This window comes from Erythrobacter sp. SN6-5 (assembly GCF_057364945.1).
Genome location: NZ_CP200282.1, coordinates 1,866,818 through 1,883,316, shown reverse-complemented (window position 1 = coordinate 1,883,316; position 16,499 = coordinate 1,866,818). Strand labels below are relative to the sequence as shown.

The following is a 16,499-nucleotide window of genomic DNA, read 5'->3' as shown; positions in this document are numbered from 1 at the left end:
CGCGAACTCGTCTCCGATTGGCAAGGAGCGCCCTACCCTCGCCTCTATTCAGGCAGCGAGATTTTGCCACTCAGCTAGGGCGACTGAGCGGCGGGTCTTGTAAGTTTGTCTGTCGATTAGGTGGCGCTGAGAATTGAAATGGTTGTGGACGTCGGCGTGGATGGAAGAGAACTTCTGTAAGGACTTCATCCTCCGAAAGCGCTGCATAATTCGCTCTCTTCGTCGGAACGGTAAGTGCGAGTTTTCAGCCCGATTATTGAGCCATTGACCCATGATCCTGCGATCCAAATTGCCCAGTTCACGCATCGCGGCGGGATAGGATTTGAGACCGTCGGTGACGATCTTTTCGGCCTGTCCGTATCGCTTGAGCGTCTTCTTCAAGAAGCGCAAAGCCGCTGATTTGTCTCGTTTCTTAGTGACATAGCTCTCCAAAACCTCGCCTTCGTGATCAACCGCACGCCATAGATAGTGCGTCTCGCCATTGATCCTCACGAACATCTCATCAAGGTGCCAGCGCCAGTGGCGAAAGCCTCGCATCCTTCTGATCCGTTGCCGCCTGATATCAGCGGCGAACAGTGGGCCAAACCTATTCCACCAGAACCGCACTGTCTCATGGCAAATATCGACACCGTGATGAGCCAAGAGATCTTCGACGTTCCGCAAACTCAGCCGAAACCGGACATACATCATGACAACGAGCCGGATGATCTCAGACGATGAGTTGAAACGTTTGAACGGACTGGCCGGTTTGCAGCGTCTTGGCATCAATCCGCCCTACCCTCGCCGCCTCGTCCGTCAATCAGGTACAGTTAGTCTGACAAGACCCCGAATGGAAAGCTGTGTCCGCTGCAAATGCGTGAACGTTGCAAACCGCGCTTCAGTGCAACCTCAAGAAGTTAACCTGAAAGGGCCATCACCGCTGCACGCGCCCTGAGCCATCGCCAGACATGAGCTTTTCAACCTCAGGCACGGTGACCCGGTTGAAGTCGCCGGTGATCGTGTGCTTGAGCGCGCTCGCGGCAACCGCGAACTCAAGGCTTTGCTGGCGGTCTTCGTAGGCATTGAGGCCGTAAATCAGCGCTGAGGCAAAACTGTCACCCCCGCCAACGCGGTCAACGATATCGGTTAGCGCATATTTCTTTGAGAGCATGAAGCCATCATCCCGCGTACGCAGGCAGGCCGACCAATTGTTGCGGTCCGCGCTCAGGCTCTCGCGCAGAGTGATCGCGATGGTGTGCATATTGGGATAGATATCGAGCACCTTCTGCCCCAGCGCTTCATACTTCTTGGTATCAAGCTCGCCGCTTTCGACATCCACATCAACAGTGATTTCGAGCGATTTTTGGCAATCTTCCTCGTTCGCAATGCCAACATCAACATATTTGACGAGCTCGTGCATCACCTCTGGCGCGCTCTTGCCATACTTCCACAGCTTGCCGCGGAAGTTGAAGTCGCACGAGACGGTAACGCCCGCCTCTTTCGCGGCCTTGACGCAGGCCATGGACAGATCCGCTGCAGACTGGCTGAGCGCGGGCGTGATCCCGGTGATGTGAAGCCACTTGGCACCCTTGAAGATCATCGGCCAATCAAACTCGTCCATGCCCGCATCGCAGATGGATGAACCTGCGCGGTCATAGACCACTTTGGAGGGCCGCTGGTTCGAACCTGTCTCCAGGAAGTAAATCCCCACACGATCACCAGAGCGGCTGATATACGCTGTATCTACGCCGAATTTGCGCAGCTCCATAATCGCATTTTCGCCAATATCATTGTCCGGCAGGGCGCTCACGAACCCAGCGTCCAAGCCATAGTTCGACAGCGCCACTGCGACGTTTGCTTCACCGCCGCCAAAGGTCGCCTCAAAACCAGGCGATTGGAAAAAGCGCTCATGCCCCGGCGTTTTCAACCGCAGCATGATCTCACCAAATGATAGAAATTGCGTCATGGGGAGAAGGTCCAAATCCTAGTAAGTGAAGAGAAGCCTCGCTTATGAGAAAGCGAGGCCGCCATTGATGTCGATGTTCGCACCGGTGATAAACGAAGCATCATCCGAGGCGAGGTATGCGACTGCATCAGCGGTCTCTTCAGCCCGGCCCTGACGTCGCAGAGGCGTGGAGTTCGCAACGTTTTCGCGCGCGGCATCAGGCGTGAATTTGTCGTGGAACGTAGTCGCGATCATGCCAGGGCACAGTGCATTGACACGGACACCCTGCGGACCAAGCTCTTTGGCGAGGCCGCGCGTCATCGTCATCACAGCACCCTTGGATGTGGCATAGGCGATAGCGCCGCCGCCGCCGCCATCACGGCCAGCAAGCGAGGCGAGGTTCACGATTGCGCTACCTTCACCCATGAACGGCACAGCCGCCTTACAGGCGAGGAAAGTTGAGGTGGTGTTGAGCTGCATGACGAGGTTGAAGAACTCTTCATCCATCTCGCCAAGCGTCTTGCGCGCAACCAAGCCGCCCGCATTGTTTACGAGGATATGGATCGCATCGCCAAACGCCTCTCGCGTGGTCGCAATTAAAGCATCTACATCGGCCGCCTTGGTCACGTCGGCCTTCACCTTGATGCCTTTGCCACCAGCGGTTTCAATCTCTGCAAGCGTTGCATCCGCGTCTTTCTCATTGCTGTTGTAGTTCACAACAACATGCGCACCTTCACTGGCGAGCTTCACACAAATGGCGCGTCCGATATCCCGGCTGCCCCCGGTTACCACTGCAACTTTGCCTGCAAATTTCATTGTGTTTTCGTCCTATTTCTGGGGAGGAGAGAGCGGCACCTAAGCCGTTTTCGGTTTGAGAGGTTTGATGTCTGGGCACAAAATGAGCACCGAAAGCACGGTCATGATCGCCAGCCCGGCGCCAACAACAAAGGCCGAGCGTGTAGCTGTTCACTGTGATGACCGGGATCAGGAAGTTGAGCCCAACCACAGCCAATTTCGCTGCTGTTCCGGCGAAACCGGCAAGCGAGCCCACAGATTTACCGCTGTAGAAATCACTCGGCAGGGTTTGAATATTGCCCACCGCTGTTTGGAAACCGAACAGGATCACCGCCATCAACATCACAGCGAATAGCGGCGTGCTAGCCTGAGTGGTCGCGAGCAAGGAAAGGAGCATGATCACTCCGCCCAGCGCAATCACTGTCTTGCGCGTACGATTAACGGTCCATCCAGCCTTGATCCGGTTGCCTGCAAGCAAGCCACCAAACCATGCTCCGAACATCGCACCGACATAAGGAATCCATGCATAGACCGCGATTTCTTCCACTCCGAAACCGTAGGTTTTGAAGAGGTAGATCGGCAGCCAACCAACAAACAGCCACCAGATCGGGTCGAGAAAGAACGAGGCCATGATCACACCCCAGCTCTCCTTGCGGCTGAGGATTTCCTTTGTGTCAGGTGCGTAGTCTGCGACCTCATTGGTCTCAACATTGCGTTGCCCTGTCAGGATATATTCTCGTTCTTCCGCGCTGATCCATGGGTGCGCATCGGGACCACTCTTGTAGATTATCAACCACGGAGCCAGCCAAAGGAAGCCAAGCGCGCCAATGGCAACGAATGTCGCCTGCCAACTGCCCAACCAGACGAACAGCAGCCCTATAATCGGTGCGGAGACAATCCCGCCAATCGCAGCGCCAGAGTTAAAGATGCCCTGCGCGAGCGCCCGCTCGTTGATCGGGAACCATTCGGCATTGGCTTTTGTCGCACCGGGCCAATTGCCCGCCTCCGACACGCCAAGCAGCGCACGGAAAACCGCAAAGCTGGTCAGCCCAGTAGCGACCGCATGCAGCATGGTCGCCGCCGACCAGACAACAATCGACAGGACGAAGCCCAGACGTGTTCCGATCCAGTCAAATATCTTGCCAAAGATCGATTGCCCGAAGGCATAAGCGAAGGTGAAGACATTGAGGATGATTGCATAGTCAAGCTCGGTGAGTTCGAGCTCTTTGGATATTTCCGGCCACAGGAAACCTAAGGCGCCGCGGTCGATGTAGTTTATGACCGTCGCAACCGCGACGAGCACAACGATGACATATCTCAAATTGCCTTTGAGCATGATCAGGCCCCCCACTCAGAAAATCTTCGCGCAGCGGGCTGAAGGTGTCGATCAAAACGCCAGCCTCCAGGCACACTGCGCCGTGATCAAGATGCGGCGCGATATAGAAGCAGTCACCCGCCTCTAGCACGCGCTTCTCGCCGTCGATGAACACCTCGAACTTGCCGCTTTCGACATAGCTCGATTGGCTGTGGCGGTGCGCGTGGACCTCGCCCACGGCGCCTTCCTTAAACCACACCCGAACGATCATGATCTCTGGGCCATAGCCCAAGATTTGGCGGGCAATTCCGTCTCCCAGATCCTCTTCGGGTGTATCCTTTGCGACCACAAAGGGCGGACTTGCCGCGTTCATCACACTTGCCATCTCTAGCTTTCCTCTCCCTTGAGAGGGATCACGGCGGCAAAGCCGCTCCATGCGATCGTCTCTCCGTCCAGCACGACCGAATGGGCCGCCTGCGCGTCTTTGTTGTGTGAGACAGCGATCGCGAAACGCTGTCCGTTTTTAAGAGTGATCTCGACCAGATCTTTCCCATCGACATGGGCATGCCGCATGGCGGCGATGCGGCTGCGGCTGGAGACCGTCTGTTCCGCCGCTCCGTCATAGCTCCCGTGGCTTTCGAGCAGCGCAGCGATGCTTACGGAGCCAGTGGGACGGTTGGCCCGCAGCATGATCAAAGGCTCGCGGCGCAGGTTGAAATTGGGGTCGTTCGCTCCGCTTTCGCCCAGCACCACGTCGAGCGCACCGCCCGAGGCAAACCGGTAAGTGTAGAACCGTTCATCGAGCAGCCAGGTGAGCGCGCCCTTGCCATCGCTCTCCTTGGCAGTCGCATCGACCCAAATGTGCTGATAGCCATTGGCCTGACCCAGCACCGGGCGCCCAGCAGTGAAGTTCTGCACCGCCAGGTCATGCTCCATGATGTGCCCGCTGTAATGCAGCGGCAGGTCATAGAGATGCGGCTCGTCGCTATCTCCATGCGTCAAATCGAGCACAATCGGAGCCTCGAGCCCAGGTATCTCCGGCATCACGATGGTGCGGGTCAGCGTAACGCCTTCATAGGCGGTATCAATGCTGGCGCTGCTAACTTGAAGGCCAGGCGCGTCGGAGAAATAGAGCTGGGTCGGGGCGTTCTGATTGCCGACCTTTACCTTGCCATCAAAATGGCTGCGCTCATCAACCACCAAGGTATTGTGCGCGACCGTGGACTTCGCCCAGCTGGTGTTTTCCGGCAGGTAGCGTCCGCCCTCTTTAGCCTCAATATTGAGGAAGCGCGCAGCGCCATAATCGCGGATTACCTCATTGCCATTGTCATAGAGTTGCCATCCGAGCTTATCGAAATGGCCGTGCCCGAGACCTTGCGAGGTGTTCTTCGCGATCAGCACGGTGGATGGCTCACCATTGGTATTCATCGGGCCTTGCCGCAGGATCGCCAGAGCGCCCTCATCGCCATCCGGACCATCACCGAAGACCATGGAGCGGAACGGAAATGGCTCAGCCTTACCCGCAGCCAAATCCCGCGCAACCAGACGCCCATTCCTGCTCAGGATCGTGCGATCTTGAAACTCTGCAATCGACAGCAGTGAAGGATCGCCCGTTTGCGCATAAGCGATTGCGACCCCGTGATAGAGTTCATCGGTCTTAAGGCTCTTGTCGCGGACCGCATCGTTGAACGGAAAGAAAAATCCGCCATAGCTTAGCTGAACAGTGGTGCGCAGAGCCTTCAGCAGGATGCCGTCGCGGTGCTCCCAGATGCCTTGCTCGGGGTCATTGCGCTCAATCGCATCGGCAAAGACCATAAACGGCATCAGCGCATAACGCTGATAATACGGTCCTTCATTGTAATAACCCTCGGGCGAGAACAGCAGCTCTGTCTGGCGTAGAAAGCCGACCTTGCCGCTCTTGTCCGAGCCCTTAAGCGCGCGGTCGACCATATCCTGATCGCCGAGCAGATATCCGGTCATGCCAACGCCGACGGTCGCCCAGGTCGCATGGTTATGAATGCGGTCAAAGGTCGCTTGCGATTCAACCGAGAGGAAATGGGCCGCGCGGCGAAACACGTCATTGTCGATCCGCTCACGGTCGGCATCGCTCAGCGTGTCGCGGATATCGCCGTAGCCCTGCACACAGTGCACTAACCACACAGCGTCATTAAGCACTTGCCAGAAAATCCGGCCTGGCCCCTGATTTTTGCGCGCTGGATGCTCGCCGAGCGTCGGGTACATATCAGCATAGGCAAGCAGCATATCACGGGCGTAATCGGCATAGACTTGCTCACCTGTGATCTGAAACAATTGCCCGGCGAGATAGATCGCCTTGTAATTGCGCTTATGCTGTTCGTGCGTGTAGCCGCCGCCCGGATCCTTGGGCAGCGGCATCACCAGGCCTTCGGCCATCATCTGATCGACGAAGCTGTGCGCCCGGTCCAGTTCGGCCTTGTAAAGCGGCGGCAAGTCCGAGACCGCCGCAGCTCCCCCAAGCGCGGCGGTCTCGTCGTGGGCAGCGGTCAAAGCCGGCTGCGTTAAGGCTGAGCAAGCAAAGGCTGCTGCGAGAAAAAGGACACGCTTCACTCACTTCCTCCTGCGTCAAACACGTTCCCGGACTGGTTCGCCCGGTGATCGCCTTCAAAATTGAGTTCTTCCAGAACCAATTGCGGTGTGTTCGAAAATGCGTTTTGGGTGATCGCGGTCTTAGGCGTGCCAACCGTGTGAACCACTCGGAATGGAGCCGAGCCATCGACCGCGTTGCGGGCTACATCGGCGATCTGCACCCCGTGCAAATTGACCGCAGCGGCTGAACCATTGGTCACGGCCTTGCCAACGTTCACCAGATTGTTGCCAGAGATATTGACGAATGGGCCAAAGGTGCTCTCGTCACGGCCTCCGCGATAGACATTGGCAATCGCGCCGCCGACATTGGCAAAATTGCTATTCGTGATGTCGAGATATTCGACATTGTACTGGCCGAAATCTTCAGTCTCTGCCGCGGCGGATACTACCGTGCCCGTGATATCGGCAAAATTGCTGTTGCGGATCGTCACGCGGTCCGCGAGCGCGCTCTTGCCAAGGGTCAGGACGTTGAACGACTTGTTCACCACCAGGCCGCGCACAGTCACGCCGTCCAGCTCAATCCGCATATTCGATTGGATTGGGAAGGTGGTTGTGCGGATGACCGAGTTGCCAACCGAGTCCGGTGCAAGCTCGCCATCAATCACCAGATTGCTCAATTGCAGGTTTCCACCTTCGCGCAACTCGATCAAAGACGGCCGAGTGAACAGGATACGCGGCGGCTCTGCACCTTGCTCAAACGCGCCGCGAATAGCGATTGTTTTGTCAAGCGGGATGGAGCGATCGACTGTGTAGTCGCCAGTGCCTAGCTGCAAGACATCGCCATCGTCCGCAGACATTGCAGCCTCTGCGAGGGTGCCCTCGCCCGGATGGACTTTGATGACACGGCCAGAGGAGCCAAAGGCGAGCTCGTCCCCCGGCTTTGGATACCACTTTGCGCCAACCTGTTCGAGCGAGACGACCTTAAGGTCGCGCGGCGCGCCCAGCGCCTTCAACTCTGGATCGGCTGGATAGAGCAAACCGTTTGTACCGCGCTCCATTGCGACAGGGGCGCGGTCCAATTTCGCAGCCAATTGCTCTTCGACTTCACCCTGGGCAACCCGGTTACCGCTGAACGCAATGCCGGAGATATCGTCGTAGACCTCCAGGAATGACTGCCCCTCAAGACCGCTCAGCAGGTTGTTTGCAAAGGTCGAATTGCTAGGCGGGGCAGAGCGCTCCTCATCGGCACCAACATTGAACCCGACCCGTGCGCTATCGACAATCGTGTTGTTCTCAATCCGCGCGCGCTCAACCTCAACATAGCGATTGACCGGAGAATTGGGCACACCGTTCATAATCGCGAGAGCGCTGGAAAATGCCGTCCCGCGCAGCCCCTCCATATAATTGCCGCGCACAGTCTGCCCGCGATTGATCACGCGGATCCCTCCGGTGTAATCCTTGCCATGCCCCATAAAGACATTGCCTTCGACGACATTGTTGTCGCCATGCCTCAGGGTCAGCGTGCCACGTGAACGCAAAAACAGATTGCCACGAAAGACGTTTCCGCCCGACTTGGATGAGATGATCTCCACCTCGCCATCGGTGCGATCGAACACATTGTAGGCGACCAACGTGTTGGAATTGAACATCGAGTACTTGCTCGTGCCAATCCTCAGCGTTTCGCCGCCATTCGAGCCAAGCACCGGGCGTGGGCCAAAGTAGTTGTATTCGATCCGGTGATTGTTCTCGCGACTCTCCTTGCTGTCGAGCCGCACCGCCAGGGTCACGCCCTTATTCGTCTTTCCAACCATATGATTGTGATCAAAGCGGTTGTTCGAGCCGTAAATGCCAACCCAATAGTCGGATTCGTAGCGATCCGGCTTGCTGAAATTATCGATCACCACCTCGGTGACACGGCTGTTGCGCGAGACATCCTGTTTCGTTCGGCGGAAGGAAATCACCTCGCCGCGCGGGCTGTAGCCATCCTTGAAAACCAGGCCGGTCACCAGGATATGCTCGCCGCCAATACGCAGGCTCGACTGCCCGGTGAGGAAAACCTTGCCCGCCTCTTCAGAGATAACGGTGATTGGCTCGCCCGGCTTACCCTTGCCAGTGATCACCAGCTCAAAATCACGCCACTCGCCATTGGCCAGGATGATGACATCCCCGGCCTCAATATCTTTGAGCGCATGGGCATATTCGTTCTGATTTCGGACAAAGTGGTTTTCTGCGAGCGAAGGGACTGACCCCAGGCACACGGCAAACACCACAAGGCACAGCCTCGACAACATCCCCAAAACTCTCCCGTCCTCTTATTGGGTGTGACTATAAGGAGAGTCGAACGCCTGTCAATCAATCTGGCATGTTAGATTTAGATTTTTTGTAATACCAATTGGTTTAGCCGATCTTAGCTGAGGCCAAAAACCGCTCGCGGCTCTGATTGGCCTGCTGCTGGACCTCTTCTAAGGCCTGCCTTTCGGTGGCCTCAAGCATTGCCTCGAGCAGGCGGTGGAAGTGCTCTCGCATTGCCGCCCGCGCACCCCCTGGATCACGATCCCTCAGCGCATCGAACACCGCGCGGTGCTCTTCGGTCCGCGATTCCGCATCGTGCACACAAACAGCTTCATAGGTCGACTTAACTGCCGGAATTTCCTCACGCATCCGCCACAGTGACGTGATCGTATGCACCATTGCGGCGTTGTTTGATGCCTCTGCGATGGTGAGGTGGAATTGCTCATCCGCCTCGTTCGCTTCTTCCTCGCTTCCATGGCGCATTTGCTCAATCAGCAGCTCCAGCTTGGCGATACCTTCATCAGAGATATTATGCGCAGCGAGCGCAGCAGATTCGGATTCAACCAGCAATCGCGCTTCGGTCACTTCAAAGGCGCTGGCGTTCGGTAAAGCCTCACCCAAAGCGGGTGGATTTTCACTGACATAGACACCAGAGCCGGTTTTGATCTCCAGCCTGCCAATCGCCTGCAGTGCAATCTCCGCCTCGCGGATGGTTACTCTACTAACACCAAGCTTTTCAGCCAGTTCGCGTTCACCAGGCAACCGGGTCCCAGGCGGGTAAGCGCCTTGGTCGATTAGCTCTGCGATTTGCTCCGCAACGGCTTGAAAAAGTCTCTTGCTGCTCATTGGTGCTGGTTACTCCGCTATGGACGGGACAGTTCTATACCAATTCCCTTAGTCGATTTGCCTTCCTAATTCCAGTTAGGTCGCTGACCGCCAATTATTGCTCCGATTATCGGCGGCCAGCAAAGCTTAGAATTTGAAACGGACGCCCGCAAAATAGCGCGGTCCGTAAACCTGGATTGCTCCGAAATCATCCGGTGCACCGCGGAAATTGGTGCGCGGCTCGTTGAACAGGTTGATCCCTTCCAAAGTGAATTTCACGTTGTTGTTGAGCTCATATGAAATCCGCGCTTCAAACACGCTGACATCATCAACCGTCCGGATCCGACCGGGACTCGAGATGAACTGCTGGAAGTAGCTGCTGCGATATTTATAGACACCCTGAAGATCGAATGGGCCAATTTCATAATAAGCCTGAGCCGCAAGCACGTGTTTGGAGAAGCCAAACAGATTTGTTGGCGGGATCAAGCCATTGCTGGTGCTGGTAGTTCCGTCGGCATTAATCGTGGTGATCGCGCCCAGCGTATCGTCCTCAAACTCAAAGTTTGAATCGGCATAATTATAGCTGACCTTGAAACCGAGACCATCGAGCGGTGCTGGCAGATAGCTGAAGCGATGCGCCGCAGTAACCTCGATACCGTAGATCGTGCTGGTCTCGTCGGTCGTGTTGACCGATGTTACCGGCAGAGCAATGTTCTGGCCTTCAATATTGAAGGTCTCCAAAACGCTGACTGTTTCAAACCCGCCATTGAAGCTCTTGTAGTAAGCATTGAAGGCAAGGATTGTATCGTCATTCGGATACCATTCGAGGCCAGCATCGATATTCCATGACAGCAGCGGGTCCGTCGCCGGGTTGCCCGTTGCATTCACACTGTCCACGCCGCCGGTGATCGCCTGCTGAGCAGAAGTGAACTCGTCATTATTGGTGTTAAATGTTCGGCCATTGCCAAGATCCGATGGATCGGGGCGGGACAACGCGCGATAGATTGCAAAGCGGCCCAGCAGATCGGGCTGAAATTCTGCAACCAGATTCAGACTTGGCAGAAACTCGGTGTAGGAAGCTTCTGACAGATTGCTAACCAGAGTGGATGTGTCCTGCACCAACTCAAACTCATCGGCTGAGTTTGGATCAGTCGGATCAGCCGCTGTGAAAACAACCGACAGATCAGAACGGAAACCGCGCGTGACGATATCAGTGCCGACGACGCGCAGGCCGAGGTTACCGCGAACTGGGGTATCGCCCCATTCGCTGTCGAAATTGGCTTGAGCATAGGCTGCCCAAGTACGCTCGGTCACATCGGTGTTATCGATGGAGTCGAAATCACCGGTTGGGAAAATGGCATTTCCATCGCTATCGAACTCCAGGCCCGAAGGATCTTCTCGTTCCAGCACTCGTGCAATGCAGCGCGCGTCAAAAGTTGCAAATGTATTCGATGTACCGATCACATTGCCCGCCAGATCAACATTGGTGATCAGCGGATTGCCACCGGAAATTGACGAGAGGAAACCGGTTTCCGGGAAAGCCGTGCGGCATTCCTGGTTGGCAACAAACAAAGCGCCGGAACCGTCAGTGTCGTTGTAAGTGTTTTCAAACCGGCTGTTACCGTTTTGAGCGCCCGGTACGTCACGATAAATCAACTCTTGATAACGCGCACCGGCTTCAATCGAGCTGAAGAACCCATCCATTTCATATTCGACATCGCCGCGCATCGCCCAGACGCTGTTAAAGCGGTCCTGCTCCAGATCAGCCCGAAGACGGGGATCGTTGGCAAACAAGGTGTAATCGGTGACGTCGAAGTTCTGAGTGAAGAAATTCAAACCCTGCGATCCGTTCTGACGGATCAAAACAGCGGTCTCGACGCGGTCATCCGTCCCATTTGTGCGTCCAGCATTTGGCGTTTGATCGCTTTCAAATGCCTCTGGGAAGAATGGGTTGCCATCGGCATCGGTGTTGCCAAAGATGCTCTCGCCATCCTCGGTACGGAAGCGAATTTGCACCGCCTCTTCAACGCGGCGGGTCTGAGAATAGGAGCCATCAAGCGAGAAGCGCAGACGGTCGGTTGCCTGCACATCGATCGACAGACCGCCGCCGTAATATTCCTCGTCGCGCTCAAGATATTCGCTGACCGCTTCTATACGCTGCTCGTTTGTAAATTGGCGCAGAGCCCCGCTTTCGGTAACGATTAGATCGAAGTCGAGACGATTCGGATCACCCGGGCCATCAATCCGGCGACCTTCCGCAAAGTTCAAATCGCTGCGCTGCTCGCGGAATAGGCGAGTGGAGTATTGGAAGTCGGCATTGATATCGACGTTCGGACTTGGTTTGTACTGGATCGCGCCAAAGAAGGAATCGCGCGTATCATCCGTGATGTTTGAGCGCAGCGCATAGCTGTTGCGGGCGATGAGGAAAGGCAGGTTCACGCTGCCATCACGCAAGCTCGGCAATCGTACTTCCGCTGGTGTCACAATTGCCATCATCAAACACACCGTCGCTAGTCGTGCCTGGATCAATCACGCAAGCACGAATGGTGTTTGAGACATTGGCCTCTTGTTCTGGGTTGGTCGTCTCATTGCGCGAAAACCCGAGCGAAATGCCAAGCTCACCGTCTCCAAGCTGGTACTGATCAACATAGCTCAGCGTCCCGCGATAGCCGAACTTTTGAAAACGCTGATCCGCATCAATATCCAGATTGTCCGGATTGATGTTGAGTTTAAAATCGCCCTGAATACGCTGCTTGCCATAGTCGAGCGGCTTGATCGTCTCGAGCACAATCTGTCCGGCAACGCCGCCCTCAATATAGCTTGCCGCCTGCGTCTTGTAGATGCCGACCTTGCTGAACAGCTCAGATGGGAACTGGCTAAAGTTCACCGACCGATCGCCGCTGCCGTTGGTGGCAACGCGGCCATTGATCACAGTTGAACTCAGGAAAGGGCCTAGGCCGCGGATCGAGATTTCGGTCGCCCCACCCTGTTCCCGGTGAGAGCCAGCGCCGGTGAGCGTCTCAAGCGCTTCACCAATAGAAAGTGCAGGGATATCGCCAATTTCGTCCGCTGAAAGTGCATCAAACACTTCGATTGAATTGCGCTTTTCCTCAATAGAACCCTGAATGGTCGCCCGGATACCGGAGACGATGATCTCACCGTCATCCTCTTCAACACTTTCAGGTTCTTCTGCGTCCTGCGCGATTGCCGGAACCGAAGCCAAAGCCGTGCCTGCAAGCAATGCCGCAACTGAAAATGAAATACGCAGTGAGCCGCGTGAGCTATTCTCACGAAATGCCATGATACCCCTCCCAAGGCAATGTGTCCGCGAAGAAGGGTAGAGGGCAGGACATTGATGTCAACCCTTATGTCAGACCTCTACTCTAATTTCTATCATGCCAATTGTTGCATGCATGCAGGCCATACAATGCAAATTAGGCGCCACCGGGGAGACGGTGACGCCTGTTTTGCCTAGCCGCCCAGTCGCGGGCGATCTGCAAGACGCCTCCTTGGCTAGATCCAGATGCCAATCGGGAATATCATCTGTGATTTGGCCGAGAGAGTTAAAGTAAGCTCAGCTGTTACAGTTTCAGCGTCGCGCCAAATGTGATCCGGCGATCTGGAAGACCTTGGAAGCACAGCAGCGCACCTTCATTCACGCAGCGCTGAGTGATTCTGGACTTCGTCAGGTTCACGCCTTCTACACCGATGTTGAGATAATCGGTCACATCATAGGTGATGCTGGCGTTGAGCTGCCCCCTTGCCTCCGTCACAGTTGGGAAGCCGAGCGTCGAGTTAAGCGACGCCCCGCCTGCCGTATCGAGTGTGCGGAATGCGTCGCGCCATGTGTAACGCGCCCGGGCCGAAATGCCGTATTTCTCGTAATAGAGCGTCGCGTTGTAAGCATGCTCTGAGAAGTCGAGCAGGCCCTGCACCGCTGTGACTGGCACGGCGATGTTTGGATTGATCGCCTGGAAGATATCTTCGCCGCGGCCTGAGTTTTCGTTGGTCGCTTCACCACCACCAAAGTCTTGGTAGGTGTAGTTGGCGAGGATGCCGAAACCTGAAGCAAAGCCCAATGTGTCCTCAAATTGCGAAAGGTCATATTGGAACGCAACCTCGATACCGGTTTGCGTCGTGTTTGCCGTATCGTTGATGATCGTCTGCAACGGCACGCACAGGCCATTGCCGGGCACGTTCGACAGAACATTGCGATCTGGAACTGGATTGAAGATACCGCCACCCTCACATGGATCGGTGATATCGCGGAAGCCGTTTGCATCCTCAACCGCATCCTCGACCTGCGTCACGAACAGATTCGTGCGGTCTTTATGGAAGAAGCCGATGCTGATTAGCGATGATGGAGCAAAGTACCATGACAGCGAAGCATCGAAGGACTGCACCGTCTCTGGTGCAAGGTTCGGATTGCCCAATGCCACAGCGTTGTTTGGCCCGGTTGGGAATGACACCGATAGCGATAGGTCGTTAAAGTCGGGACGGTTAATGTCCTCGGTGTAGCTGGCCCGGAACACCAGATCATCGGTGAGATCAGCAATCACGTTCACACGCGGCAAAATCTCATTGTAATTGCCTGAGGAGGTCACCGGCGAAGCAATTCCGCCTGCAACCGCATTACCGAAGGAGTCGATCTGAGTATCGACCCAGCGAAGGCCGACATTGCCGCGAACAACACCAAATTCGAAATTGGCCTGAGCATAGAAGGCATGCGTTTGCTCTTCGATCCGGAACGACGCACCGAGGTTGCCCCCAGAGTTCGGATTCAGATCGCCCAGTAGACGTCCGCCATTGGCGATCGCCGCTTGTCCGCCCGGCGTTGCATCAAGCGCGGCCTGCAGTTGAGCGAAAACCGCCTCACGATCAGAGAACGAGCGGTTTGGATCGATCAACACAAAGTTGCGGAACGCCAGCTCTCGGCCGTCGAACGCACCAAAATTGCTTGGCCCTGCAACGATCAGGTCCGCAAAGGTCGAGCCGCGTGGGCTGTTGGCAATTGCGCCGGTACCGAAGGTTGAGCGCAGCTGATCGAACTGAGTGGAGCTGTCATTATAGCGATAACCCGCATCCACCGATGTTATAATGCCAAGGACATCTTCCAGATCAAGCGTGGTATCGATGCGGAAAGCGTCTTCTTTATTTTGCGTACGGTTGTTGCTGTTCGTTACGGCGTCCAGCACCGTGTTCGCCGGATCGAGCAATTGCTCAACGGTCGGCGCGAATGGGGAGGCAAAATCAATCCCGAATGTCAGCGCACCATTGCGCAGATCATAGATGAACGGAACGCTGTTATCGTTGCTGCTGCCATCGAGCGGGGTTAGCGGATTGGGGTTGATGAAGTTGAGCGTCGTGCTCAAATTCGGGTTCGACGAATCCGAGGTCGAGCGAGCGAATTCAACGCGCGTAGTAAGGCGACCGGTTTCAAACTCGGTACCAAAGCGATAGAGTTCACTTTTGGTTACGCGCGCGCCAGTGTCACTCGAAAAGCGCAGGTTCGGATCATCGTCGTCCTGGGCCAAGTTTGGCTGAATTGTGCCGAACAAGGCGGCCTCGATGCTGCCCAGGGCCACCCCATCGAGCGACCCAAAATTGACCGTCTCGAAACCGTCCGGGACGTTGACAGTATCGACCGCGCTCACGCCAGAGGCCTGAATCCGCGAGCTGTCCTGACGCCGCTCTTGATCGTTGTAGATCGTGTCGAAGAAGAACATCAGATTATCGCTTGGCGCCCATTCGAGGGAGCCAGCGAAGTTGATTGTCTCGAACTCAAAATTTTCACGTTCCTGATTGAGGAACTGGATATTGAGGAATGGGAAATCCGGCCCAGGCGCACCAGCTGCGGTAACCGCTTGGCCAGCATTGATCAGGTTATCACGGTCGACGCGCGGTCGGAAAGAGGTTGCCTCTTGCTCGGAATAACTCGCGCTCAGTACGATACCAATTGTGCCAGCACTAGTATCCCAGACATTGCCAAAACTACCGGAAAGACGCGGTGTCACGCTGTCTGATAGCTCGCTATATTCGCCTTGCGCTCGGAAACTCAAAATACGGTCAGAAATATCAAGCGGACGAATGGTCCGCAGATTGACGGTGCCGCCAACAGAACCCTCGATCGTGTCTGCGGTTGGTGCCTTGATCACTTCAACTGAGGCGATGATCGCCGGGTTGATGTCTTCAAAGCTGATGCCGCCACGGCCGGTACCTGCCGCAACAGTTTTAACACCGTTGATCAGAACTTGGTTGTCGTTTGTACCGCGAATTTGAACCCCAGTACCGACGCCGCAGCGGTCCGAGTGATCTGCACGCCGGTAACGTTTTCAAGAACCTCAGCCAAGTTTTGGTCAGGCAGCTTACCAATGTCTTCCGCCTGGATAACCTCGACCAGACTATCCGCATTTCGCTTTTCATTGAGCGCGCTTTGCAGCGAGCTGCGAATGCCGGTGACGATAATTGTATTTTCTTCTTCAGCAGATTCGGGCGTGGCCGAATCTTGTGCCAACGCCGCGCTTGGTGCGAAGGCCATGATCGCTGAACCAGCCATCAAACCTGCAAAAAGTCGCGATTTTTTTGAAGACCGCACCTCAGCGGTAAGCCGATAACCCATAACTCTCTCCCGTGAACTCTTCTGGTTATTGGCCGTCGTTGTATATTGGCATGACCTGATGTCAACCTATTGAACAATCCTGTTAGTCATTTTCTGTCATACCAATTTGGCGATCTTAAGATTTCCGAATGATTGGGATGGAGTGAGAAGCAAGCCAAACTGCA

The 16,499-nt window shown here is 55.5% G+C and carries 11 protein-coding genes and 1 pseudogene; all 12 read right to left on the bottom strand.

Going from position 1 to position 16,499, the window contains the following annotated elements; translation table 11 throughout:
• Positions 1 to 48: 48 nt before the first annotated feature.
• Entirely contained in the window at positions 49 to 765 is a 717-nt protein-coding gene (locus AC0V6Z_RS09400; RefSeq protein WP_472638255.1) for an IS6 family transposase, read from the bottom strand.
• A gap of 148 nt (positions 766 to 913) precedes the next feature.
• Positions 914 to 1,945, bottom strand: a complete 1,032-nt coding sequence (locus tag AC0V6Z_RS09395) for a PfkB family carbohydrate kinase (protein ID WP_472638254.1) — start codon at positions 1,943 to 1,945, stop codon at positions 914 to 916.
• A gap of 42 nt (positions 1,946 to 1,987) precedes the next feature.
• Positions 1,988 to 2,740, bottom strand: coding sequence for an SDR family NAD(P)-dependent oxidoreductase (locus AC0V6Z_RS09390; RefSeq protein WP_486176475.1), 753 nt, complete (start codon positions 2,738 to 2,740; stop codon positions 1,988 to 1,990).
• Positions 2,658 to 4,055 (bottom strand): MFS transporter, encoded by a 1,398-nt coding sequence (locus AC0V6Z_RS09385; RefSeq protein ID WP_486176474.1) that lies wholly within the window; start codon positions 4,053 to 4,055, stop codon positions 2,658 to 2,660. Before AC0V6Z_RS09385 ends, AC0V6Z_RS09390 begins: the two co-directional genes overlap by 83 nt.
• Before the next feature lie 82 nt (positions 4,056 to 4,137).
• Positions 4,138 to 4,305: pseudogene (locus AC0V6Z_RS09380) on the bottom strand (cupin domain-containing protein); the annotation flags it as partial.
• Positions 4,306 to 4,421: 116 nt separating this feature from the next.
• Complete coding sequence (locus AC0V6Z_RS09375) at positions 4,422 to 6,560, bottom strand: alginate lyase family protein (RefSeq protein ID WP_472638251.1); 2,139 nt, start codon at positions 6,558 to 6,560, stop codon at positions 4,422 to 4,424.
• Positions 6,561 to 6,616: 56 nt separating this feature from the next.
• A complete protein-coding gene (locus tag AC0V6Z_RS09370; protein ID WP_472638250.1) occupies positions 6,617 to 8,890 on the bottom strand; it encodes a polysaccharide lyase 6 family protein in 2,274 nt (757 codons plus the stop codon).
• A 106-nt stretch (positions 8,891 to 8,996) separates the two neighbouring features.
• Positions 8,997 to 9,737, bottom strand: coding sequence for a FadR/GntR family transcriptional regulator (locus tag AC0V6Z_RS09365; RefSeq protein WP_472638249.1), 741 nt, complete (start codon positions 9,735 to 9,737; stop codon positions 8,997 to 8,999).
• A gap of 126 nt (positions 9,738 to 9,863) precedes the next feature.
• Entirely contained in the window at positions 9,864 to 12,212 is a 2,349-nt protein-coding gene (locus AC0V6Z_RS09360) for a TonB-dependent receptor domain-containing protein (RefSeq protein WP_472638248.1), read from the bottom strand.
• Positions 12,163 to 13,017, bottom strand: coding sequence for a TonB-dependent receptor plug domain-containing protein (locus tag AC0V6Z_RS09355; RefSeq protein WP_472638247.1), 855 nt, complete (start codon positions 13,015 to 13,017; stop codon positions 12,163 to 12,165). Before AC0V6Z_RS09355 ends, AC0V6Z_RS09360 begins: the two co-directional genes overlap by 50 nt.
• Before the next feature lie 280 nt (positions 13,018 to 13,297).
• Positions 13,298 to 15,961, bottom strand: coding sequence for a TonB-dependent receptor (locus tag AC0V6Z_RS09350; protein WP_472640884.1), 2,664 nt, complete (start codon positions 15,959 to 15,961; stop codon positions 13,298 to 13,300).
• Positions 15,961 to 16,272, bottom strand: coding sequence for a TonB-dependent receptor plug domain-containing protein (locus AC0V6Z_RS09345; protein WP_472638246.1), 312 nt, complete (start codon positions 16,270 to 16,272; stop codon positions 15,961 to 15,963). The genes AC0V6Z_RS09350 and AC0V6Z_RS09345 overlap by 1 nt, the downstream gene beginning before the upstream one ends.
• Between the last annotated feature and the right edge of the window lie 227 nt (positions 16,273 to 16,499).

Excerpts from the sequence above, each read along its gene's own strand:
- AC0V6Z_RS09390 (WP_486176475.1), bottom strand. The coding sequence starts at position 2,740 with ATGAAATTTGCAGGCAAAGTTGCAGTGGTAACCGGGGGCAGCCGGGAT.
- AC0V6Z_RS09345 (WP_472638246.1), bottom strand. The coding sequence starts at position 16,272 with ATGGCTGGTTCAGCGATCATGGCCTTCGCACCAAGCGCGGCGTTGGCA.
- AC0V6Z_RS09365 (WP_472638249.1), bottom strand. The coding sequence starts at position 9,737 with ATGAGCAGCAAGAGACTTTTTCAAGCCGTTGCGGAGCAAATCGCAGAG.
- AC0V6Z_RS09355 (WP_472638247.1), bottom strand. The coding sequence starts at position 13,017 with ATGGCATTTCGTGAGAATAGCTCACGCGGCTCACTGCGTATTTCATTT.
- AC0V6Z_RS09370 (WP_472638250.1), bottom strand. The coding sequence starts at position 8,890 with ATGTTGTCGAGGCTGTGCCTTGTGGTGTTTGCCGTGTGCCTGGGGTCA.
- AC0V6Z_RS09395 (WP_472638254.1), bottom strand. The coding sequence starts at position 1,945 with ATGACGCAATTTCTATCATTTGGTGAGATCATGCTGCGGTTGAAAACG.
- AC0V6Z_RS09400 (WP_472638255.1), bottom strand. The coding sequence starts at position 765 with ATGCCAAGACGCTGCAAACCGGCCAGTCCGTTCAAACGTTTCAACTCA.
- AC0V6Z_RS09360 (WP_472638248.1), bottom strand. The coding sequence starts at position 12,212 with ATGATGGCAATTGTGACACCAGCGGAAGTACGATTGCCGAGCTTGCGT.
- AC0V6Z_RS09385 (WP_486176474.1), bottom strand. The coding sequence starts at position 4,055 with ATGCTCAAAGGCAATTTGAGATATGTCATCGTTGTGCTCGTCGCGGTT.